The following is a 19,161-nucleotide window of genomic DNA, read 5'->3' on the forward strand; positions in this document are numbered from 1 at the left end:
AAACCACTGGAGGGACCCCATGAGGTCACGCATCACACTGCGCTCGCTCGCCTTCGCTCTCGCTGCCCTGCCGCTGTCGGCCGGATTGTCCCCGGCCCTGGCACGGCCCACCGTCGAAGTCGCTTTCGTGCTGGATACCACGGGCTCGATGGCGCGCTTGATCGAGGGCGCCAAGCGCAAGATCTGGTCGATCGCCACCGCGATCGTCGATTCCAACCCGGATGCCGATATCCGCATGGGCCTCGTCGCCTATCGCGACATCGGCGACGATTACGTGACATCGAAGATCGAGCTGACCCGCGACATCCAGGATCTCTATGCCAACCTGCTGGAGCTGAAGGCGCGCGGCGGCGGCGACTGGCCCGAAAGCGTCAACGAGGCGCTCGACGTCGCCGTCAACAAGCTGCAATGGACTGATGGCAGCGACGCCAGGCACATCGTCTTCCTGGTCGGCGATGCGCCGCCGCACATGGACTACGCGCAGGACACGAAATATCCGACGACGCTCGCGGCCGCCAGGCAAAAGGACATCATCGTCAACGCCGTGCTCGCCGGCGATGCCCGCGATACCGAGCGGGTGTGGCGCGACATCGCGCAGATCGGCCAAGGCCGCTTCATCCCGATCCCGCAGGATGGCGGCCAAATCGTGGTGATCGATACGCCGTACGACCAGGACATCATCATCCTGCAGCAGCAGCTCAACGGCACGGTGATCCCCTATGGCCCGCGCGAGATGCAGAAGCGCACGGAGATGAAGATGCAGCAGACGGCGAGCGTGGCGGCGGCCGCACCGTCAGTCGCGGCCGACATGACGAGCTATATCGGCAAGCGGGCCCGCGCGACCGCGGAAGCGGTCACCGGCGGCGGCGACCTCGTTGCCGATGCGGCCAAGGGCACGACCAGCGTCGCCGCCGTCAAGGACGCGGACCTGCCCGAGAACCTGCGCGCGATGAAGCCCGAGCAGCGCGAGGCCGAAGTCGCCAAGCAGGTCGAACAGCGCAAGACCCTGAACGAGAAGCTCGCCGCGCTGGTCGCCAAGCGCGACAAATACATCGCCGATCAGGCCGTGAAGTCGCCGAAAACCTCGTCCTTCGACGGGGTCGTCCAGGAGACGCTGAAGGCGCAGATCAAGCGGTAATCGCGGCGATCCGGGGAACACCCGTTCCCCGGATCCCCCGCGCGAATCTTTTGCTTGGCGGCATGGCAAAAATCGGCATTGTGGCGCCATGACCGAGCAAAACGACACCAAAGCCAAGGCGGGCGCGATCATCGTCCCCGTGACGCTGTTCGAGCAGAACTGCACCATCATCTGGGACGAGCCCTCCAAGAAGGCCGTGGTGATCGATCCCGGCGGGGACGTGCCGAAGATCCTGGATGCGATCAAGCAGACCGGCGTCACCGTCGAGAAGATCTGGCTGACCCACGGCCATATCGACCATGTCGGCGGCGCAGCCGAACTGCGCGATGCGCTGAAAGTGCCGGTCGAGGGGCCGCATGAAGCGGACAAATTCCTGCTCGACAATGTGGTCGAAAGCGGCGCGCGCTTCGGCATGACCGGCGTGCGCAACTTTGCGCCGGACCGCTGGCTCAACGAGGGCGACACCGTGTCGATCGGCGACCTCACGTTCGACATCTTCCACTGCCCCGGCCACTCGCCTGGCAGCGTGGTGTTCTTCAACAAGGAATTGCGGTTCGCCCATGTCGGCGATGTCCTGTTCGCGGGCTCGGTCGGGCGTACCGATCTGCCCGGCGGCAGTCACGCGACCCTGATCAACTCGATCCTGACGAAGCTGCTGCCGCTCGGCGACGACGTCGGCTTCATCTGCGGCCACGGCGCCGGCTCGAGCATCGGTCAGGAGCGGATGACCAATCCGTTCATCACCGGCGAGATGTGAGAGTCTATTCGGCGGCGTCCACAAGCGCCGTCTCACCAAGGTTGCGCTCGCCCCATTCGCGAATGGCCGCGACGACGGGCACGAAGCTCTTTCCCTTCCGCGTCAGCCGATACTCGACCTTTGGCGGCACCTCGCCAAAATCCTTGCGGTCGATCAGGCCGCTCGCCGTGAGCGCCTTCAGCTCGCGGCTGAGCACGCGCGGGGTGATCTCGGCGCTGCCGGTGGTACCGCGCAAAAGGCCGCTTCGGATCTCGCCATAGCGGCGCGGACCGTCCTTCAAATCCCAGACGATGCGGAGCTTGTACTTGCCGCTGATCATCTTCTGAAAGGCCGCGACCGGACAGCTGCGCGCCAGAATTGCCTTTGCCATGTCGTCTCCTCCATGCGCATCCAGCTTGGGAGAGGATAGGAGCGACGGCGAAAAAGTCCATACTATCAATTTTGTCCATACTTGCAGCAGCGCCCACAAGGCGCAGATGATGACGCACATGACGAACAGGGAGCGTCACATGAAGCACTTCATGATCAAGTACGAGTTCAGGAACGGCACGACGGAAGCCTGGCATCAGGAGATCGCCCGCTTCATCAAGGCGATCGACGGCGATCCGGAGCTGAAAGGACGGGTCGGCTATCGCGTCCTCAAGAACCGCGACGATGGCCACTACCTCCATCTCGCCAGCGTCGCCGACGAGGATGCGCAGAAAACGCTGCAATCGCGCGACTTCTTCAAGGCCTATTCGGCGATGACGCGTCAGGTCTCTGGCGGCGAGGTGACGGCAACGCCGATCGAGATGATCGACGCAACCGCGTAGCCACAACACAGCTGTCGTCTTGCGAACGCAGGGATGACAGCGGGGCTACTTCATCAATCCCGCTGCGGTCAGCGCGCGGGTGATGATCTGGCCGAGATCGAAGCTGCGGGCCTGCTCGCGCTTCGGTTCGGCCGGCTGTTCGGCGATCGCCGCGCGGATCGAACGGGCGAGATGCGGCGCGGGCGAGAGCCCAGGCTTGGTTGCCGGCTTGCTTACAGGCTTGGCTGCCGGCTTGGTTGCCGATTTGGCTTCCGCCTTGGCAGCGTCTGCAATCCAGTCCGTGAGGCCGAAGAACTTTGCGATGTGATAGGACGAGGAGATACCGGCCTCGATCAGGAAGGCGCCTTCGACGCCATAGCGCTGATCGTTGTCGGCAAGGCCGAGCGGCGTGCCGTGCGCCATGTCAGTGATGGCAAAGGATTCGACCAATGTCTCGCCGTCCTTGCCCCACCAGGCCTGGCGCGGATAGCCGTCGACGATGGTCTCCGCCATCGGCGTTTCAGGCAGATCGTGTAGATCGAGCCATTGCTTGACGATCTCGTTGGCATTGCCCGGATTGACGGTGCGGTCGGCACTGCCGTGCCACACCGAGATTTTCGGCCAGGGGCCGCTATGATCGGACGCGTTGCGCACGAGATCGCCGAGCTCGCGCGCCGGGCGCATTGGGGAATGAAACATCCCATCGAGCGCCTCGCGCAGGTTCATGGCGATGCCGTAGGGCAATCCGGCAATGACCGCGCCGGCGGCGAAGATCTCCGGATAGGTCGCGAGCATCACCGACGTCATGCCGCCGCCGGCGGACAGGCCGGTGATGAAGATTCGCCTGGGATCGATGCGATGCGCCCCGACCATGTGCGCAATCATCTCGCGGATCGAATGCGCCTCGCCGCTGCCGCGCGCAATGTCTTCGGGATTGAACCAGTTGAAGCAGGTGTTGCCGTTGTTGATGCGCTGCTGCTCGGGCATCAGAAGCGCGAAGCCATAGTGCTCGGCCAGCGTCGACCAGCCGGCGCCGAGATCGTAGGCCGCCGCGGTCTGGCCGCAGCCATGCAGCACGACGACGAGCGCGCGCGGCTTCTGCATCTGCTCCGGCACGAACGCGAACATGCGCAACGCTCCGGGATTGCCGCCGAAATCCGCGATCTCCTGCAACGGACTGGGTGCGTCCGCGCCGCGGCCGAGCTCGGCGAAGCGCAGACCGTCCAGCCTGGGCAGACGTCTCAACAGATCGATATTTTTGGCGAGTGACACGGCAACTTCCTGGTGGGGGACGTTCAACGTCCAGCCAGACCAGATAGTTGCTGCATTGCAAAATAAAAAGACCGTGCGCTGTCAATCCAGCGAAAATCCCCGAATATCCCGCGGAAACTCGCACGTATTAACCGCATTGCCTCAACTTCATGCAGGCGCACGACGCTGGCACGACAAAAATGCGGCGCAGATCATGATTAATGTCACAAACAGCACAAGCGAGACCAGGAATCCTGCGCGCGTTGATTGCAACGCTTCGACCGCGAAGAACACCGCGCCGATTGCGGCCACTCCGGCCGCATTTCCGATCTGCGCAATGGTGCCGTACATGCCGGAGGCCGAGCCTGCAGCGACGGGCTTCACGGTCGAGAGCACCGCGCCGGAGAGCGGGGCCATCACCAGTCCCTGTCCATAGCCGAAGATGATCATGGTGAGCGCGAGCAGGAGCGCCGACGGTGCGTCGACGCAGCCTGCGACGAGCGCGAGCGCGGCGAGGCCCGCGACCTGAATCGCGCAGCCCTCGATCAAGACCTTGCTGCCGCGATGCTGCGCCCGCACGCCGCTGTGACGCGACGCCACGACGAAAGCGAGCGCCAGCGGGAGGAACGCCATGCCGGCCGCGAGTGGCGGGATCTTCAGGCCCCGCTGCATGAACAGCGTCATGACGAGGTAGAAGGAGAGATTGGCGAAGAAGAAAAAGAAGGCGGCGCCGAGCCCGCGCAGGAAAGCGGCGTCCGCCAGCAGCGTCAGGTCGATCAGCGGCATGCCCGCGCGCGCGACGGCGCGCTCGAGCTTTGGGAATGCGGCCAGGATGACGCCGCCGACCGCCATCACCGCCCACAGCCAGGGCGCCCAGCCGACATCGTGACCGAACAGCAGCGGGCCGATCAGGCACAGCAGCCCTGCGAACAGGAACACGCTGCCTTTGATATCGAGCCGTGTCCCTGACCGCCGCGGCGCCGACGGCATGATGCGCCAGGCGGCAACCGCAATGACGAGGCCGCAGGGCACGTTGACGAAGAACACCGAACGCCAACCGGTGCCGGCCAGATCAACCGTGATCAAGAGGCCGCCGAGCAGGAAGCCCGCAGCGCCGGCAAGCCCGAGCACGATGCCGTAGATGGCGAAGGCGCGGCTGCGCTGGCCGTCCGTGAACAACAGATGCAGCGTCGCCAGCACCTGAGGCACCATCAGCGCGGCGGTCGCGCCCTGCGCCAGCCGGGCGATGATCAGCTCCGCGCCGGATTGCGCGAGGCCGCACCACAGCGACGTCAGGGTGAAGCCGAGCACACCGGCGAGGAATATTTTTTTGGTGCCATGGATGTCGCCGAGCCGGCCGCCGGTGACGACCAGCGTGGCATAGGCGATCAGATAGATGGCAATGACGGATTCGATCTGCGCCGGAGTCGCCTTCAGCTCCGCCGCAATGGTGGGAATGGCAACGTTCACAATGAAGGCATCGACGCCGAACATGAACTGGGCGGCAACCACGATCGCCAGCACCCACCAGCGGCGAGTCGAATCGATCGGCCTTGTGACGATTTGATGCATCGGTGCAGGTCCCTGAAGACGCGGCCGATGATTCCAGATCGTTTGCAGCGCCGCGATTACCTCCGAGGTAGGACTCTGCGCTTCCTTCATTCGAAGGCGCGACCCTTCGCCTCTCCCCGCAAGCGGGGAGAGGAAAAAACACGCATGCCTGCATTCCGCCGCGCGGGACACCGCGCGATTGCGTTCGTGCCATCCGGCACGTAGCCTTGTCGCCTCAACAAACAGAAAATCAAAGCCGGAGAAAACGTCATGGCACGCCTGAAGTTCGGAGCCTTCCTTGCCCCGCATCACCCGATCGGGGAGCATCCGATGCTCCAGTTCCGGCGCGATCTCGACCTGGTCGAGCAACTCGATGCGCTCGGTTATGACGAGTTCTGGTGCGGCGAGCACCATTCATCCGGCTGGGAGATGATCGCCTCTCCCGAGATGTTCCTGGCCGCGGCCGGCGAGCGCACCAAGCGGATCAAGCTCGGCACCGGCGTGGTGTCACTGCCCTATCACCATCCCTACAACGTCGCCCAGCGCATGGTGCAGCTCGACCACATGACCGGCGGCCGCGCCATCTTCGGCTCAGGCCCCGGCGCGCTTGCCTCCGACGCGCATACGCTCGGCATCGACCCGATGACGCAGCGCGACCGCCAGGACGAGGCGATCGGCGTGATCCGGCGCCTGTTCAACGGCGAGCGCGTCACGGCGAAGAGCGACTGGTTCACCATGAACGACGCCGCGCTGCAGATCCTCCCTTTGCAGGAAGAGATGCCGTTCGTCGTGGCCTCGCAGATTTCGCCCTCTGGCATGACGCTCGCCGGCAAATACGGCATCGGCATCATCTCGCTGGGATCGATGACGACGCAGGGCCTGATGTCGCTGCAGCAGCAATGGCAGTTCGCCGAGGACGCCGCCAGGAAGCACGGCACGAAGGTCGACCGTGCCGACTGGCGCGTGCTCCTGACCTTCCACATCGCCGAGACCCGCGAGCAGGCGCGCCGCGAGGCCGGCGCCGGGCTGATGCGCTGGCACAACGAGTATAATGTCGGCACGCTGCAGCGGCCGGGCCTCACCGCATTCTCCTCCCCGGATGAGGCCGTGGACAAGACCGCCTTCGTCGAGGGCGCTGCCTCCACCATCGGCACGCCCGACGATCTCGTCAAAACCATCAAGAACGTGATGCAGGTGTCGGGCGGGGTCGGCGCCATCATCGGCTTCGTGCACGACTGGGCCAATCCGGAAGCGACGCGCCGGAGCTGGGACATGGTGGCGCGCTACGTCGTGCCTGAAATCAACGGCTATATCGACGCCCTGCGCCGCTCGCAAAAATTCGTGATCGAGAACCGCGCGATCTTCGAGCGTGCGGGTCAGGCGGTGATGGCCAAGATCATGGAGAACGAGAAGGCCGCCGAGGCGCTGAAGGTGACCGGCCCGGGCCGTGTCGCCATTCCCGCCGTCAACGCCCCGGATCTGCAGAAGGAAGCGGCGAAGCGGTAGGACGGATCCACTCGTCGTCCCCGGGCGCGCGCAGCGCGAGCCCGGGGGAGACGATGTCGCCTGCGGTCATTTGCGCCAGCAACCGTCGCATCACCAGGCCTGGATTGTGCTACGCTGGAAGCGCCCGCCAACCGGAGCAATCGTCATGTCGATGCAGAATGTGGCCGCAACGGCGCCCGACTACACCGCGCCCAAGCGTAACGCGCTGACGCACATTCCCGGCGACGAAGGCTGGCCGATCATCGGCAAGACCTTGCAAGTGCTGGCTGATCCCAAGGGCCATATCGAGGCGAACGGCGCCAAATACGGTCCGGTCTACCGCACCCATGTATTCGGCGAGACCAATGTCGTGCTGCTCGGGCCGGAGGCCAACGAGCTCGTGATGTTCGATCAGCAGAAACTGTTCTCCTCGACCCACGGCTGGAACAAGGTGCTCGGCCTGTTGTTTCCGCGCGGCTTGATGCTGCTCGATTTCGACGAGCACCGGCTGCACCGCAAGACGCTGTCGGTCGCGTTCAAGTCGGGGCCGATGAAATCCTACCTCGCGGATCTCGACCGCGGCATCGCCGCGCGGGTCGCGCAGTGGAAGGCCAAGCCCGGCGAGATGCAGCTCTACCCGGCGATGAAGCAGCTCACGCTCGATCTCGCCGCGGCCTCGTTCCTCGGCGCCGACATCGGGCCTGAGGTCGACGAGATCAACCGCGCCTTCGTCGACATGGTCGCGGCCGCCGTCGCCCCGATCCGCCGCCCGCTGCCCGGCACCCAGATGGCGGCCGGCGTCAGGGGCCGCAAGCGCATCGTCGCCTATTTCCGCGAGCAGATCCCGCTGCGGCGTGGCAATCACGGCGGCGACGATCTGTTCTCGCAGCTGTGCCGCGCCACCCATGAGGACGGCGCGCTGCTGTCCGAGCAGGACATCATCGACCACATGAGCTTCCTGATGATGGCGGCGCACGACACCCTGACCTCGTCGTTGACCTCCTTCATCGGCGAGCTCGCCGCCAATCCGGACTGGCAGGACCGGCTGCGCGCGGAAGTTCTCGCGCTCGGGCTTGCGCCGGGCGCGCCGAGCAGCTTCGACGATCTCGAGAAGATGCCGCTGTCGGAGATGGCGTTCAAGGAAGCGTTGCGGATCAAGCCGCCGGTGCCCTCGATGCCGCGCCGCGCGATGCGCGATTTCACCTTCAAGGGCTTTACCATTCCCGCCGGCACCGCGGTCGGCGTCAATCCGCTCTATACCCATCACATGAAGGACATCTGGCCGGAGCCGGACCGCTTCGATCCCATGCGTTTCACCGACGAGGCCCAGCGCGGCCGCCACCGCTTCGCCTGGGTCCCGTTCGGCGGCGGCGCGCATATGTGCCTCGGCCTGCACTTCGCCTACATGCAGGCGAAATGCTTCGCGCGGCACTTTTTGCAGAACATCGAGGTGTCGCTGGAGCCGGGCTACAAGCCGGACTGGCAGATGTGGCCGATCCCGAAACCGCGGGATGGGTTGAGGGTGCGGGTGAAGGCGGTTTAGGCGTTGCTTTGTAGGGCGGGTTAGCCGCAGGCGTAACCCGCCACTTCTGTCTCTGCGGAGGCGAAGAGGCGGATTACGCCTGCGGCTAATCCGCCCTACGCGCTATCGGCTACCCCTGATCGAACGCCTTGCGCAGGGCCACGTAGCCCTGCTGCTGCTGGCTCCAGTTGCGGCCGCCGGTCATGGCGCCGTCGACGACGAGATCGTGCCCGTTGATGAAGCTGGATTCGTCGCTGGCGAGGAACACGGCAGCCTGGGCGATGTCGTCGGGCAGGCCGGCACGTGGGATCGGCTGTGCGGTCTTGTAGACCTCGCGCATCACCGCCGGCGTCTTCTCCGCGGCATCGGTCGACAGCCCAAGTGCCTTGCCGAAAATGCCGGTCGCGATCGCGCCGGGCGAGATCGCGTTGACGCGCACATTGGACTCGCCGAGCTCCATCGCCACGCATTTGGTGAGATGGATCACCGCCGCCTTGGCCGCGCTGTAGACCATCGAGGAGGAGAAGCCGGCGAGGCGGCCGGCGATGCTGCCATTGTTGATGATGCTGCCGCTGCCCTGCTTCTTCATGACGGGCGCGGCGTGCTTCATGCCGAGCATGACGCTGCGCACCAGCGTCGCCATCGCCGCATCGAAGCGCTCGGCCTCGAGGCCCTCGATGCCGCCGGTCTGCGCCGGGCCGCCGGCATTGTTGAACAGGCAGTCGATCCGGCCGAACTTGTCCACGGCGAGCGCGATCAGGGCCTGCATCTGCGCCTCGACCGTCACGTCGGTCTGGCGGAAGATGCAAGTCTGCCCGAGCCGCGATGCCAACGCTTCGCCTTCCGGTATACGCCGGCCCGCGATCACAATTTTGGCACCTTCGGCAACGAAGACTTCCGCAGTGCGCAATCCGATCCCGCTCGTCGCTCCCGTAATCACCGCAACCTTGCCGTCCAGCCTGCCCATGGAATGTTCCTGTTTTCGAACGATTTGATGCCAAATGGCGAACATTGGCCGCTGCCATCGCCGCACCGGCTAGTATCCCTGCCCGTCTCCGGCAAGGCAAGCTATGCTTGTGCGGACGGTTTGCGTAACATCCTGATGGGCCGCTCGATTTTCGAACGCATATCGCAACTGGGCTGCGCATGGGGAAGCTGATCGAGGAATTCCGCAGGGGTTGGCAGGGTGCGGCGCCACCCTCGCTCGGTCTGAGCATTGCTTTTGCGGTGGCCTGCCTGTTGGTTGCGACGCTGGCGCGCTGGGCGCTCGCCCATGTGCGGCCCGACGTCTACTTTACCCCTTATTTTCCGGCCGTGTTCTTTGCCGCGGCGTTCGGAGGCTTCCGGATCGGGATCGTGACGGCGCTGGTCGGCGGCGTGCTCGGCGTCGTCGTGAATTTCGGCGATGTCTTTGCCGATCGCGCGCGGTTTGCCCTGCTCGCGCTCTATTGGGCGGTCTGCGCGCTCACGATCTGGGGCGTCGAGCACTATCGCACCATGCTGGCGGAGCAGCGCCGGATCTCCAAGCGCCTGATCGAGGAAGAAGAGTATCGCAAGCTGCTGGTCGACGAGCTGCAGCATCGGCTGAAGAACAAGCTGTCGACCGTGCACGCCGTGCTGCACCAGGTGCTGCATGACCAGCCGCTGGTCTGGGCCCGCGTCGATCCGCGGCTGCGCTCGCTGGCCGCGACCGACGATCTGATCTCGCGGATCGACAAGGCCGGCTGCGACATCCGCGATCTCCTGATCTCGGAGCTCGGCCCTTACGGCCATGTCCGCTTCACCCTCAATGGCGAGCGGCTGTTCCTGCCGCCGAAGCTCGCGGTCACGCTGTCATTGATGTTTCACGAGCTCGCCACCAATGCCGGCAAGTACGGCGCATTCTCCTCACCGCGCGGCCTGCTGCAGGTGTCGTGGACCGTCAGCGACGATCGCCTGACCATCACCTGGGACGAAACCGAGGGACCGAGCGTGGACAAGGTCTCCGAGCCCGGCTTCGGCACCAAGCTGCTGAAATCGGCGCTGTCGGCCTTCGACGGCAGAACCGAGATCTCGTATTTGAAGACCGGGCTGCATTGCATCATGCAGTGCCGGATCCCGCGAAGCGAATAGCATCGCGCTCCAAGCGAAAGCGCACGCGCGCCGTCGCCGCCCTTTCTCTTGCGCTGTTGACCCTCTGTTAATGACGATCGTCAGCACGCGCCGCCTTGTCCCAGGTTTCCTTCAAAACACCCCCGTATTTCTCCGGAGCCCTTAACCAAACTTAAGAGGGAACCGCGCAAGATCGCGTCCATTGCAAAGGCGCGCTGAAACAACAAGATTCATGACTTCTATGAACGACAACAGATATTCCGGCGCGAGCGAAGCCGAGCTCGGGTTTCTCAAGGAAATCGTTAGAATGCTGCCGGCCGGCCTGACCGTGCAGGACGCCCATGGCGAGCTTTTGCTGGTTAACGACGCCGCGGCCGCGCAGCTCGGCATGGACGGCAGCCGTCCCTCACCGGATCTCGCGCCGCGCCGCGAGGCCTGTCGCCGGGCCCTGAGCGCCGGCCAGGCGGTCGTCACAGAGGAAGCGCTTCACGGCGGCGCCACGCGCCAGGTGCTGCTCACGACCCATCGTCCCGTTCGCCTCGCCGGACGCGAGCTCCTGATCTCGGCATCCTCCGACATCACCGAGCAAAAGAATTTCGAGGACCAGCTCTTTCGCTCGGCTTATTTCGACGAGCTGACCGGATTGCCCTCGCGGCGCGTGATCGAACATCGTGCCAACAATTTGCTTGCGGAGAACAGCGGCGGCGAGCGTTTCGCACTGGCCTTCCTCGACGTCGACAATTTCAAGCACATCAACGACTATTACGGCCACGCCGTCGGCGATGCGCTGCTGGTCGAGCTGTCGAAGCGGCTCGGACGCGACTTGCGCGATTCCGACATGCTGTCGCGCATCTCCGGCGACGAATTCCTGCTGCTGCTGTCGCCGATCCAGAGCCTGGAAGAGGTCGCCGAATTCATGCAGTCGACGCTCGAGCGGCTGACGGCGCCGTTCTTCATCGACAATTCGGAAGTCTTCGTCTCGACCTCGGTCGGCGTCAGCATGTATCCCGATCACGGCAGCAGCTTCGAGACGCTGCGACAGAACGCCGACATCGCGATGTACCGCGTCAAGAACGATGGCAAGGGATCGGCGGCCTTCTTCGACTCCAGCATGGAGCGCGAGGCATTGGCGCGGACGAAGATCGAGCAATCGCTGCGGCTCGCCATCCTGGAAAAGCGCTTCTGCTGCGCCTTCCAGTCCAAGGTCGACATCCGCACCCAGGCCGTGAAGGGCATCGAAGCCTTGGTGCGCCTGCGCGACGACGAAGGCGTGATCCAGGCGCCCGGCTCGTTCATCAATCTCGCCGGCGAGCTCGGCTTGATCGACGAGCTCACTCACCTCGTGCTCGCCGAGATCGTCAGATCGATCGACCCGATCAACGACACGTTCGGCGCCGACGCGACCATCAGCATCAACGTCGCCGCCAAGCAGGCGGGCAACCCCGAATTCATGCGCAGCTTCGCGCGCGCGCTGGAGGAGACCGGGTTCCCCCAGCGCTTCATGATCGAGGTGACGGAAGACGCCTTCGTCGCCAAGAGCCACTTCCAGGCCGAGATCCTGCCGATGTTCCGCAAGCTCGGCGTCGGCATCTCGATCGACGATTTCGGCACCGGCTATTCCTCGCTCTCGGCGCTGGCCGACATCACCGCGGACGAGATCAAGATCGACCGCTCCTTCATCACCGACATTCATAAGCGCCCGCGCAGCCAGGGCATTTTGCGCGCGATCGAATCCTTGAGCGAAGCGCTCGGCATGACCGTGATCGCCGAAGGCCTCGAATCCTACGAGGAGCTCGCCTATCTCCAGGCCGCGACCAAGATCCGCTACGCGCAGGGCTATTACTTCTCCCGCCCGATCTTCCTGGAAGAGCTGAAGCTGGCAACGCCTGCGTCCAGCGAGTCGCGCGCCAGCATCGCGACCCGACCGATGCAGCAGAACCGCCAGGGCTATTCGCGGGCGAGCGGGTATCGAAGGTAGGGCGAGAGCGGCGCTGCAATCTCGATGTACTGGATGCCCCGGTCAAGCCGGGGCATGACAGTGGGGAATGGAGCGGCGCCTCAATGCCCATTTCCCGCTTTGAAATCGCTGGCCTTTTGCTAATACACGAGCGGACTTCCCGTGGGATATGTCATGTCCGCTTCCGCCTCGATCAGTGATCCAGCCTATCTCCGTGCGCGCGCGATGGAGACGCTGTTCGAACGGCTGGAAAAGCTGTGCGAGGGCGCCATTGCGATCGACCGCGGCGGGCGGGTCGTCTACGTCAATGAAAAATATCTCGCGGCACTCGGCCTCAAGCATACCTTCGAAGCGATCGGCCGGCCGATCGAGGAGGTCATCCCGAACAGCCTGATGCGGAAGGTGGCCGAGACCGGCGAGCCGATCCTGCTCGACATCATGGAGCTCGGCGGCGAGCAGCTCGTCGTCACCCGCATGCCGATCGAGGACGAGAACGGAGTGGTGATCGGCGCGATCGGCTTCGTGCTCTATGACCACCTCGAAAGCCTGAAGCCGCTGCTCGCCCGCGTCGCCCAGCTCGAGAGCGATCTGCGGCTGGCGCGGCGGCAATTGTCCAACGCCCGCGCCGCGCGCTTCACCTTCGCCGACTTCGTCGGCACCACGCCCGGCATCGCGCAGGCCAAGCAGCTCGCAAGCCGCGCCGCGCGGCAGAGCGTCACCGTGCTGCTCACCGGCGAGACCGGAACGGGCAAGGAGATGCTGGCGCAGGCGATTCACAATGCCTCCTCGCGCGCCGAGAAGCCGTTCGTCAGCGTCAATGTCGCCGCCGTCCCGGAGACGCTGATCGAGTCGGAATTTTTCGGCACCGCGCCCGGCGCCTATACCGGCGCCGACCGCAAAGGGCGCGAGGGAAAATTCCGGATCGCCGACGGCGGCACGCTGTTTCTCGACGAGATCGGCGAGATGCCGCTGCAATTGCAGGCCAAGCTGCTGCGCGTGCTGCAGGAGCGCGAGATCGAGCCGCTCGGCTCGGACAAGATCTCCAAGGTCGATGTGCGCGTGGTCGCGGCAACCAATGTGGATTTGCGCAAGCGGGTCAGCGACGGCGCGTTCCGCGCCGATCTCTATTATCGGCTGAACGTGCTCTCGATCGACCTGCCGCCGCTGCGCCAGTGCCTGGACGATCTCCCGGAGATCAGCGCCCGGCTGCTGGAGGAGATCAGCGCCTCCGGCGACTACGTCAAGGCCAAGATCACGCCGAGCGCGCTCGCCGCGCTCGCGCGCTATGACTGGCCGGGCAACGTTCGCGAGCTCCGCAACATCCTGGAGCGGGCGCTGATCCTCAGTGATTCCGGCCGGCTGACCGGTGACGATTTCGCGCGGATTCTTCCCGTCGGCACCGAGGTCAGGTCCGCAACATCCGAGCGCCCGGCCGGCCTCGTCGTGCCCTACGCCGAGGCCGAGGCGGAATTCGAGAAGCACACGCTCGAACGGGCGCTCGCCGCCAGCAACGGGCAGATCACCGAGGCCGCCAAAATGCTGCGGATCTCGCGCGCGACCTTCTACAAGAAGCTCGCCAAATTCGGCCTCGCCACAGGGCCGGCCTCCGTCTGAGTTTCGCGACACGGACCTGTCCGGAGTCTCGGATTCCTGACACGGCGCCGCGCCCCTCTCGCTGTCCGCAAATGCGGAAATTGCCGTGTTTTCAGCCAAATTGCGCAAACCATCCGCATCTGGCGCGGACCTTGCTCTTCGCTTTGCACAATGACGCATGCTGCACATGCGCATTCGCAAACAGGGAGGACGCAAGATGAGTGAAGCGATCTCGGTTCATCAGCTTCAGGCGAGACAGCCCTCGCACGTCACGGTCGCCACCGCGAGCCTGATCGGCACCGCCATCGAGTGGTACGATTTCTTCCTCTACGGCACCGCCGCCGCGCTGATCTTCAACAAGCTGTTCTTTCCGACCTTCGACCCCATGATGGGAACGCTGCTGGCGTTCGCGACCTACGCGCTCGGCTTCATCGCGCGCCCGCTCGGCGGCATCGTTTTCGGCCATTACGGCGACAAGATCGGCCGCAAGACCATGCTGTACCTGACGCTGCTGATCATGGGCGTGGCGACCGCGGCCATCGGCTTCCTGCCGACCTACGAGACCGCCGGCATCTGGGCCGCGATCCTGCTCGTCGCCTGCCGGCTGATCCAGGGCTTTGGCCTCGGCGGCGAATGGGGCGGCGCGGTGCTGATGGCGGTCGAGCATGCGCCTGCGGACAAAAAGGGTTTTTACGGCAGCTGGCCGCAGCTCGGGGCACCGCTCGGCCTCGTCCTGGGCACGCTGGTCTTCTCCGTGGTCTCCGCCACGCTGACCGACGCGCAGCTCTATGCCTGGGGCTGGCGCATCCCGTTCCTGTTCTCGATCGCGCTGGTGCTGGTCGGGCTGTGGATCCGCTTCACCATCGCGGAATCACCGGAGTTCCAGAAGGTCAAGGACACCAAGCAGGAAGTGAAGATGCCGATCCTCGAGGCCATCAGGATGTATCCCAAGAACATCCTGCTGGCGATGGGCGCGCGCTTCGCCGAGAACGGCTTCTTCTACATCTATGCCACCTTCGTGCTCGCTTATGCCACGCAATCGCTCGGCATGAACAAGCAGGACATGCTCAACGGCGTCTTGATCGGCGCGGCCGTCGAGACGTTCACCATCCCGGCATTCGGCGCGCTGTCCGATCGCGTCGGGCGGCGGCCGATCTACATCTTCGGCGCGGTGTTCTCGGCGCTGATGTCGTTCCCGCTGTTCATGCTGCTTTCGACCAGGAACCCGCAATATGCCTGGATCGCGATCGTGCTGGGTCTCGCCATCGGTCACGCCGCGATGTACGGGCCGCAGGCGAGCTTCCTGTCGGAGTTGTTCGGCACCAAGGTGCGCTATAGCGGCGTCTCGCTCGGCTACAACCTCGCCTCGATCTTCGCCGGCGCGCTGTCGCCGCTGATCGCGACGGGATTGATGACGGCCTATGCGCCGGCAACCTGGCCGATCTCGCTCTACATGATCGCGCTCGCGCTCATCACCGTGGTGTCGGTCTATTTCGCCACCGAAACACGCAAGATAGTTCAGGGCTGAACGGCCTGATCGTGTCGTCCTATCGCGAGGAGCGCGCTGTTCCAGCGCTGCTCTCCGCGATAGGATCAAGCAACAACGGCATACGGTCGAAAGGATCGGGAGGACCACCGTGAGCCATCATCCAGCTCTGCCCTACTTACGCAATTCCGAGAAAGGCAAGGTCGTCACCGCGGCCGAGGCCGTCATGCTGATCCGCGACGGCGACACGGTGGCGACCGGCGGCTTCGTCGGCATCGGCTTTGCCGAGGAAATCGCGATCGCGCTGGAGGAGCTCTATCTCTCGCACGAGGGCGATGCGCCCTATACGCAGGGCAAGCCGCGCAATCTGACGCTGGTCTATGCGGCCGGCCAGGGCGACGGCAAGGATCGCGGCCTCAATCATTTCGCGCATGAAGGCCTGGTCCGCCGCGTGATCGGCGGACATTGGGGGCTTGCGCCCAAATTGCAGCAGCTCGCGATCGCCGGCCAGATCGAGGCCTATAATTTGCCTCAGGGCGTCATTACGCATCTGTTCCGCGACATCGCCGCGCACCGGCCCGGCCATGTCACCCGCGTCGGCATGGGCACGTTCGTCGACCCCCGGCAGGGCGGCGGCAAGCTCAATGCACGCACCACCGAGGATCTGGTCGAGCTGATCACGATCGGCGGCGAAGAGTGCCTGCTCTACAAAACCTTTCCGATCAATGTCGGCATCATCCGCGCCACCACCGGCGACCCCGACGGCAACCTCACGATGGAGAAGGAGGCGCTGACGCTAGAAGCGCTCGCCATCGCCATGGCGGCGCATAATTCCGGCGGCATCGTCATTGCCCAGGTCGAACGCGTGGCCGAGGCCGGCAGCCTCAATCCGCGCCAGGTCAAGATCCCCGGCATCCTCGTCGACTGCGTCGTGGTGGCGAAGCCCGAGAATCACTGGCAGACCTTCGGCACCCAATACAATCCGGCTTTTTCGAGCGAGATCCGGGTCCGCGCCGCCTCGCTGCCGGTGATGCCGGTCAGCGAACGCAAGATCATCGCCCGGCGTGCCGCGCTGGAGCTGAAAGGCAACAGCGTCGTCAATCTCGGCATCGGCATGCCCGAGGGGATCGCCTCAATTGCCAATGAGGAGCGGATCATCGATCTCATCACGCTGACGGCGGAGCCCGGCGTGATCGGCGGCATCCCCGCGAGCGGCATCGATTTCGGCGCGGCGATCAACACGCAGGCGGTGATCGACCAGCCCTATCAGTTCGACTTCTATGACGGCGGCGGGCTCGATGCCGCCTTCCTCGGGCTCGCCCAGGTCGATCGCGCCGGCAACCTCAATGTCAGCAAATTCGGGCCGAAGCTCGCGGGCGCCGGCGGCTTCATCAACATCAGCCAGAACGCCAAGGAGGTCATCTTCGTCGGCACCTTCGGCGCGGGTAAGCAAAATATCTCGGTGAACGACGGCAAGCTCGTCATTCTCGACGAAGCCAAGTCGCGCAAATTCGTGGATCACGTCGAGCATGTCACCTTCAGCGGCCCGTTCGCGGCCGCGCGCAAGCAACGCACGCTGTATGTCACCGAGCGCTGCGTGTTCGAGCTCAGGCCCGACGGGCTGGAGCTGACGGAAATCGCGCCCGGCATCGACATCGAGCGCGACATTCTGCGCCTGATGGATTTCAAGCCGTTGATCCCGCGCGATCCGAGGCTGATGGACGCACGCATCTTCCGCGATGGCCTGATGGATCTGCGCGAGCGCCTGCTCACCATTCCGCTCGACCAGCGCTTCACGCTGGACGAGCAGCAGAACCTGTTCTTCGTCAATCTGGAACGCTACCCGCTGCGCAGCAGGGCCGAGATCGACACCATCGCTTCCATCGTCGAGGCCAAGCTCGCGCCGCTGGGGCGGCGGGTCTACGCCATCGTCAATTATGACAATTTTTCCATCCTGCCGGAGTTGATGGACGATTATTCAGCCATGGTGCGCAGCCTCGTCGACCGCTTCTATTCCGGCGTGTCGCGCTACACCACGTCGGGCTTCCTGCGCATCAAACTCGGCGAAGCCCTGGAGAAGCGCGGCGTCGCGCCGCATATTTTCGAAAGCGCTGACGAAGCGCAGTCGGATCGGCGTCAAGCCGAGGGAGCCGGCAATGCGCGGCCGGCCCAAAAATGATGCATGTTCGAGCGGCCGACACGCTCGGCCGGAAGGATCAATTGCAATGTTCGTAGTGTTGTGCAAATCGCTGCTGCCGAGAAACTTTGAATCAGGAGGGACCATCGTGCGTCGATCACTCATCATAACAACAACCATTCTCGCACTCGCCGCGGGGACCTCCGCGCGAGCCGACGATCTCAAGGTCGCGCTGATCTACGGCAAGACCGGTCCGCTCGAGGCCTACGCCAAGCAGACCGAGACCGGCCTGAAGATGGGCTTTGAATACGCCACAAAGGGCACGATGACGCTCGACGGTCGCAAGATCGTCATCATCACCAAGGACGACCAGGGCAAGCCGGACCTCGCCAAGGCCGCGCTCGCCGAAGCCTATCAGGACGACAAGGCCGACATCGCGATCGGCACCACATCGTCGGCCGCGGCACTCGCCATTCTCCCGGTCGCCGAGGAGAACAAGAAGATCCTGATCGTCGAGCCCGCGGTCGCGGATCAGATTACCGGCGAGAAATGGAATCGCTACATCTTCCGCACCGCGCGCAACTCATCGCAGGACGCGATCTCCAACGCGGTCGCGATCGGCAAGCAGGGCGTCACCGTCGCGACGCTGGCGCAGGACTATGCCTTCGGCCGCGACGGCGTCGCCGCCTTCAAGGAGGCGCTCGCCAAGACCGGCGCGACGCTCGCTGCGGAAGAATATGCTCCGACCAACACCACCGACTTCACCGCGGTCGGCCAGCGCCTGTTCGACGCGCTGAAGGACAAGCCGGGCCGCAAGGTGATCTGGGTGATCTGGGCCGGCGCCGGCAATCCGCTGGCCAAGCTCCAGGACATGGACCCGAAGCGCTACGGCATCGAGCTCTCCACCGGCGGCAACATCCTGCCGGCGCTCGCGGCCTATAAGGGCCTGCCCGGCATGGAAGGCGCGACCTACTATTTCTACGAGATCCCGAAGAACCCGGTGAACGACTGGCTGGTCGCCGAGCACCAGAAGCGCTTCAACGCGCCGCCGGACTTCTTCACCGCGGGCGGCTTCGCTGCCGCGATGTCCGTCGTCGCCGCCGTCACCAAGGCGAAGTCGACCGACAGCGAGAAGCTGATCACGGCGATGGAAGGCCTGGAGTTCGACACGCCGAAGGGCAAGATGGTGTTCCGGAAAGAAGATCATCAGGCGCTGCAGAGCATGTACGCGTTCAAGGTCAAGGTCGATCCGAACATCGCCTGGGCCGTGCTCGAGCCGGTGCGCGAGCTGAAGATCGAGGACATGGACGTTCCGGTCAAGAACAAGCGCTGAGTTGTCTTGCTTCACCTCTCCCGCTTGCGGGAGAGGCCGGGAGAGGGTTTTTCCTCTTGGGGATTATCC

At 64.4% G+C, this 19,161-nt stretch carries 15 protein-coding genes; 11 read left to right on the plus strand and 4 right to left on the minus strand.

Features of this window, described 5'->3' with window-relative positions:
- Window positions 1–19: 19 nt before the first annotated feature.
- Both ML401_RS34690 and ML401_RS34695 read left to right on the plus strand, forming a co-directional pair.
- Window positions 20–1,138, plus strand: coding sequence for a vWA domain-containing protein (locus ML401_RS34690; RefSeq protein WP_285808805.1), 1,119 nt, complete (start codon window positions 20–22; stop codon window positions 1,136–1,138).
- An 88-nt stretch (window positions 1,139–1,226) separates the two neighbouring features.
- Window positions 1,227–1,895 carry an MBL fold metallo-hydrolase gene (locus ML401_RS34695; RefSeq protein ID WP_285808806.1) on the plus strand — a complete coding sequence of 223 codons (669 nt, stop codon included), beginning with the start codon at window positions 1,227–1,229 and terminating at the stop codon, window positions 1,893–1,895.
- A gap of 4 nt (window positions 1,896–1,899) precedes the next feature.
- Here the strand turns inward: ML401_RS34695 and ML401_RS34700 are convergent, their stop codons facing one another.
- On the minus strand, window positions 1,900–2,265 hold the full coding sequence (locus ML401_RS34700; protein ID WP_259218111.1) for a helix-turn-helix domain-containing protein: 366 nt from the start codon (window positions 2,263–2,265) through the stop codon (window positions 1,900–1,902).
- 139 nt (window positions 2,266–2,404) lie between these two features.
- On the opposite strand from ML401_RS34700, the gene ML401_RS34705 reads away from it, so the two are divergent.
- Window positions 2,405–2,707 (plus strand): hypothetical protein, encoded by a 303-nt coding sequence (locus tag ML401_RS34705; RefSeq protein ID WP_285808808.1) that lies wholly within the window; start codon window positions 2,405–2,407, stop codon window positions 2,705–2,707.
- A gap of 45 nt (window positions 2,708–2,752) precedes the next feature.
- Here ML401_RS34705 and ML401_RS34710 read toward each other — a convergent pair whose 3' ends face one another.
- Window positions 2,753–3,958, minus strand: a complete 1,206-nt coding sequence (locus ML401_RS34710) for a PHB depolymerase family esterase (RefSeq protein WP_285808809.1) — start codon at window positions 3,956–3,958, stop codon at window positions 2,753–2,755.
- Window positions 3,959–4,105: 147 nt separating this feature from the next.
- Window positions 4,106–5,509 carry an MFS transporter gene (locus tag ML401_RS34715; protein ID WP_285808811.1) on the minus strand — a complete coding sequence of 468 codons (1,404 nt, stop codon included), beginning with the start codon at window positions 5,507–5,509 and terminating at the stop codon, window positions 4,106–4,108.
- Window positions 5,510–5,758: 249 nt separating this feature from the next.
- On the opposite strand from ML401_RS34715, the gene ML401_RS34720 reads away from it, so the two are divergent.
- A complete protein-coding gene (locus ML401_RS34720) occupies window positions 5,759–6,994 on the plus strand; it encodes an LLM class flavin-dependent oxidoreductase (protein ID WP_211415380.1) in 1,236 nt (411 codons plus the stop codon).
- A 145-nt stretch (window positions 6,995–7,139) separates the two neighbouring features.
- A complete protein-coding gene (locus ML401_RS34725) occupies window positions 7,140–8,516 on the plus strand; it encodes a cytochrome P450 (RefSeq protein ID WP_194405063.1) in 1,377 nt (458 codons plus the stop codon).
- Window positions 8,517–8,625: 109 nt separating this feature from the next.
- Here the strand turns inward: ML401_RS34725 and ML401_RS34730 are convergent, their stop codons facing one another.
- Complete coding sequence (locus ML401_RS34730) at window positions 8,626–9,462, minus strand: SDR family NAD(P)-dependent oxidoreductase (RefSeq protein ID WP_212064944.1); 837 nt, start codon at window positions 9,460–9,462, stop codon at window positions 8,626–8,628.
- Window positions 9,463–9,641: 179 nt separating this feature from the next.
- Between ML401_RS34730 and ML401_RS34735 the strand changes: the two genes are divergently transcribed.
- The 6 genes from ML401_RS34735 (at window position 9,642) to ML401_RS34760 (ending at window position 19,092) form a co-directional block, all read left to right on the plus strand.
- On the plus strand, window positions 9,642–10,607 hold the full coding sequence (locus ML401_RS34735; RefSeq protein ID WP_212064943.1) for a sensor histidine kinase: 966 nt from the start codon (window positions 9,642–9,644) through the stop codon (window positions 10,605–10,607).
- A gap of 220 nt (window positions 10,608–10,827) precedes the next feature.
- A complete protein-coding gene (locus ML401_RS34740) occupies window positions 10,828–12,564 on the plus strand; it encodes a bifunctional diguanylate cyclase/phosphodiesterase (RefSeq protein WP_285808815.1) in 1,737 nt (578 codons plus the stop codon).
- 153 nt (window positions 12,565–12,717) lie between these two features.
- The gene (locus ML401_RS34745; protein WP_285808817.1) at window positions 12,718–14,157 is read left to right on the plus strand and encodes a sigma-54-dependent Fis family transcriptional regulator; all 1,440 of its coding nucleotides are present in this window, start codon (window positions 12,718–12,720) and stop codon (window positions 14,155–14,157) included.
- A 196-nt stretch (window positions 14,158–14,353) separates the two neighbouring features.
- The gene (locus tag ML401_RS34750; RefSeq protein ID WP_246776382.1) at window positions 14,354–15,664 is read left to right on the plus strand and encodes an MFS transporter; all 1,311 of its coding nucleotides are present in this window, start codon (window positions 14,354–14,356) and stop codon (window positions 15,662–15,664) included.
- Window positions 15,665–15,773: 109 nt separating this feature from the next.
- Window positions 15,774–17,801 (plus strand): acyl CoA:acetate/3-ketoacid CoA transferase, encoded by a 2,028-nt coding sequence (locus ML401_RS34755; RefSeq protein WP_285808820.1) that lies wholly within the window; start codon window positions 15,774–15,776, stop codon window positions 17,799–17,801.
- A gap of 106 nt (window positions 17,802–17,907) precedes the next feature.
- Window positions 17,908–19,092: a substrate-binding domain-containing protein gene (locus tag ML401_RS34760; protein ID WP_212064940.1), complete on the plus strand. Its 1,185-nt coding sequence runs from the start codon at window positions 17,908–17,910 to the stop codon at window positions 19,090–19,092.
- Window positions 19,093–19,161 lie beyond the last annotated feature (69 nt).

It is taken from the genome of Bradyrhizobium sp. 62B, from assembly GCF_030272265.2.
In the GTDB taxonomy this organism is placed as follows: Bacteria; Pseudomonadota; Alphaproteobacteria; order Rhizobiales; family Xanthobacteraceae; genus Bradyrhizobium.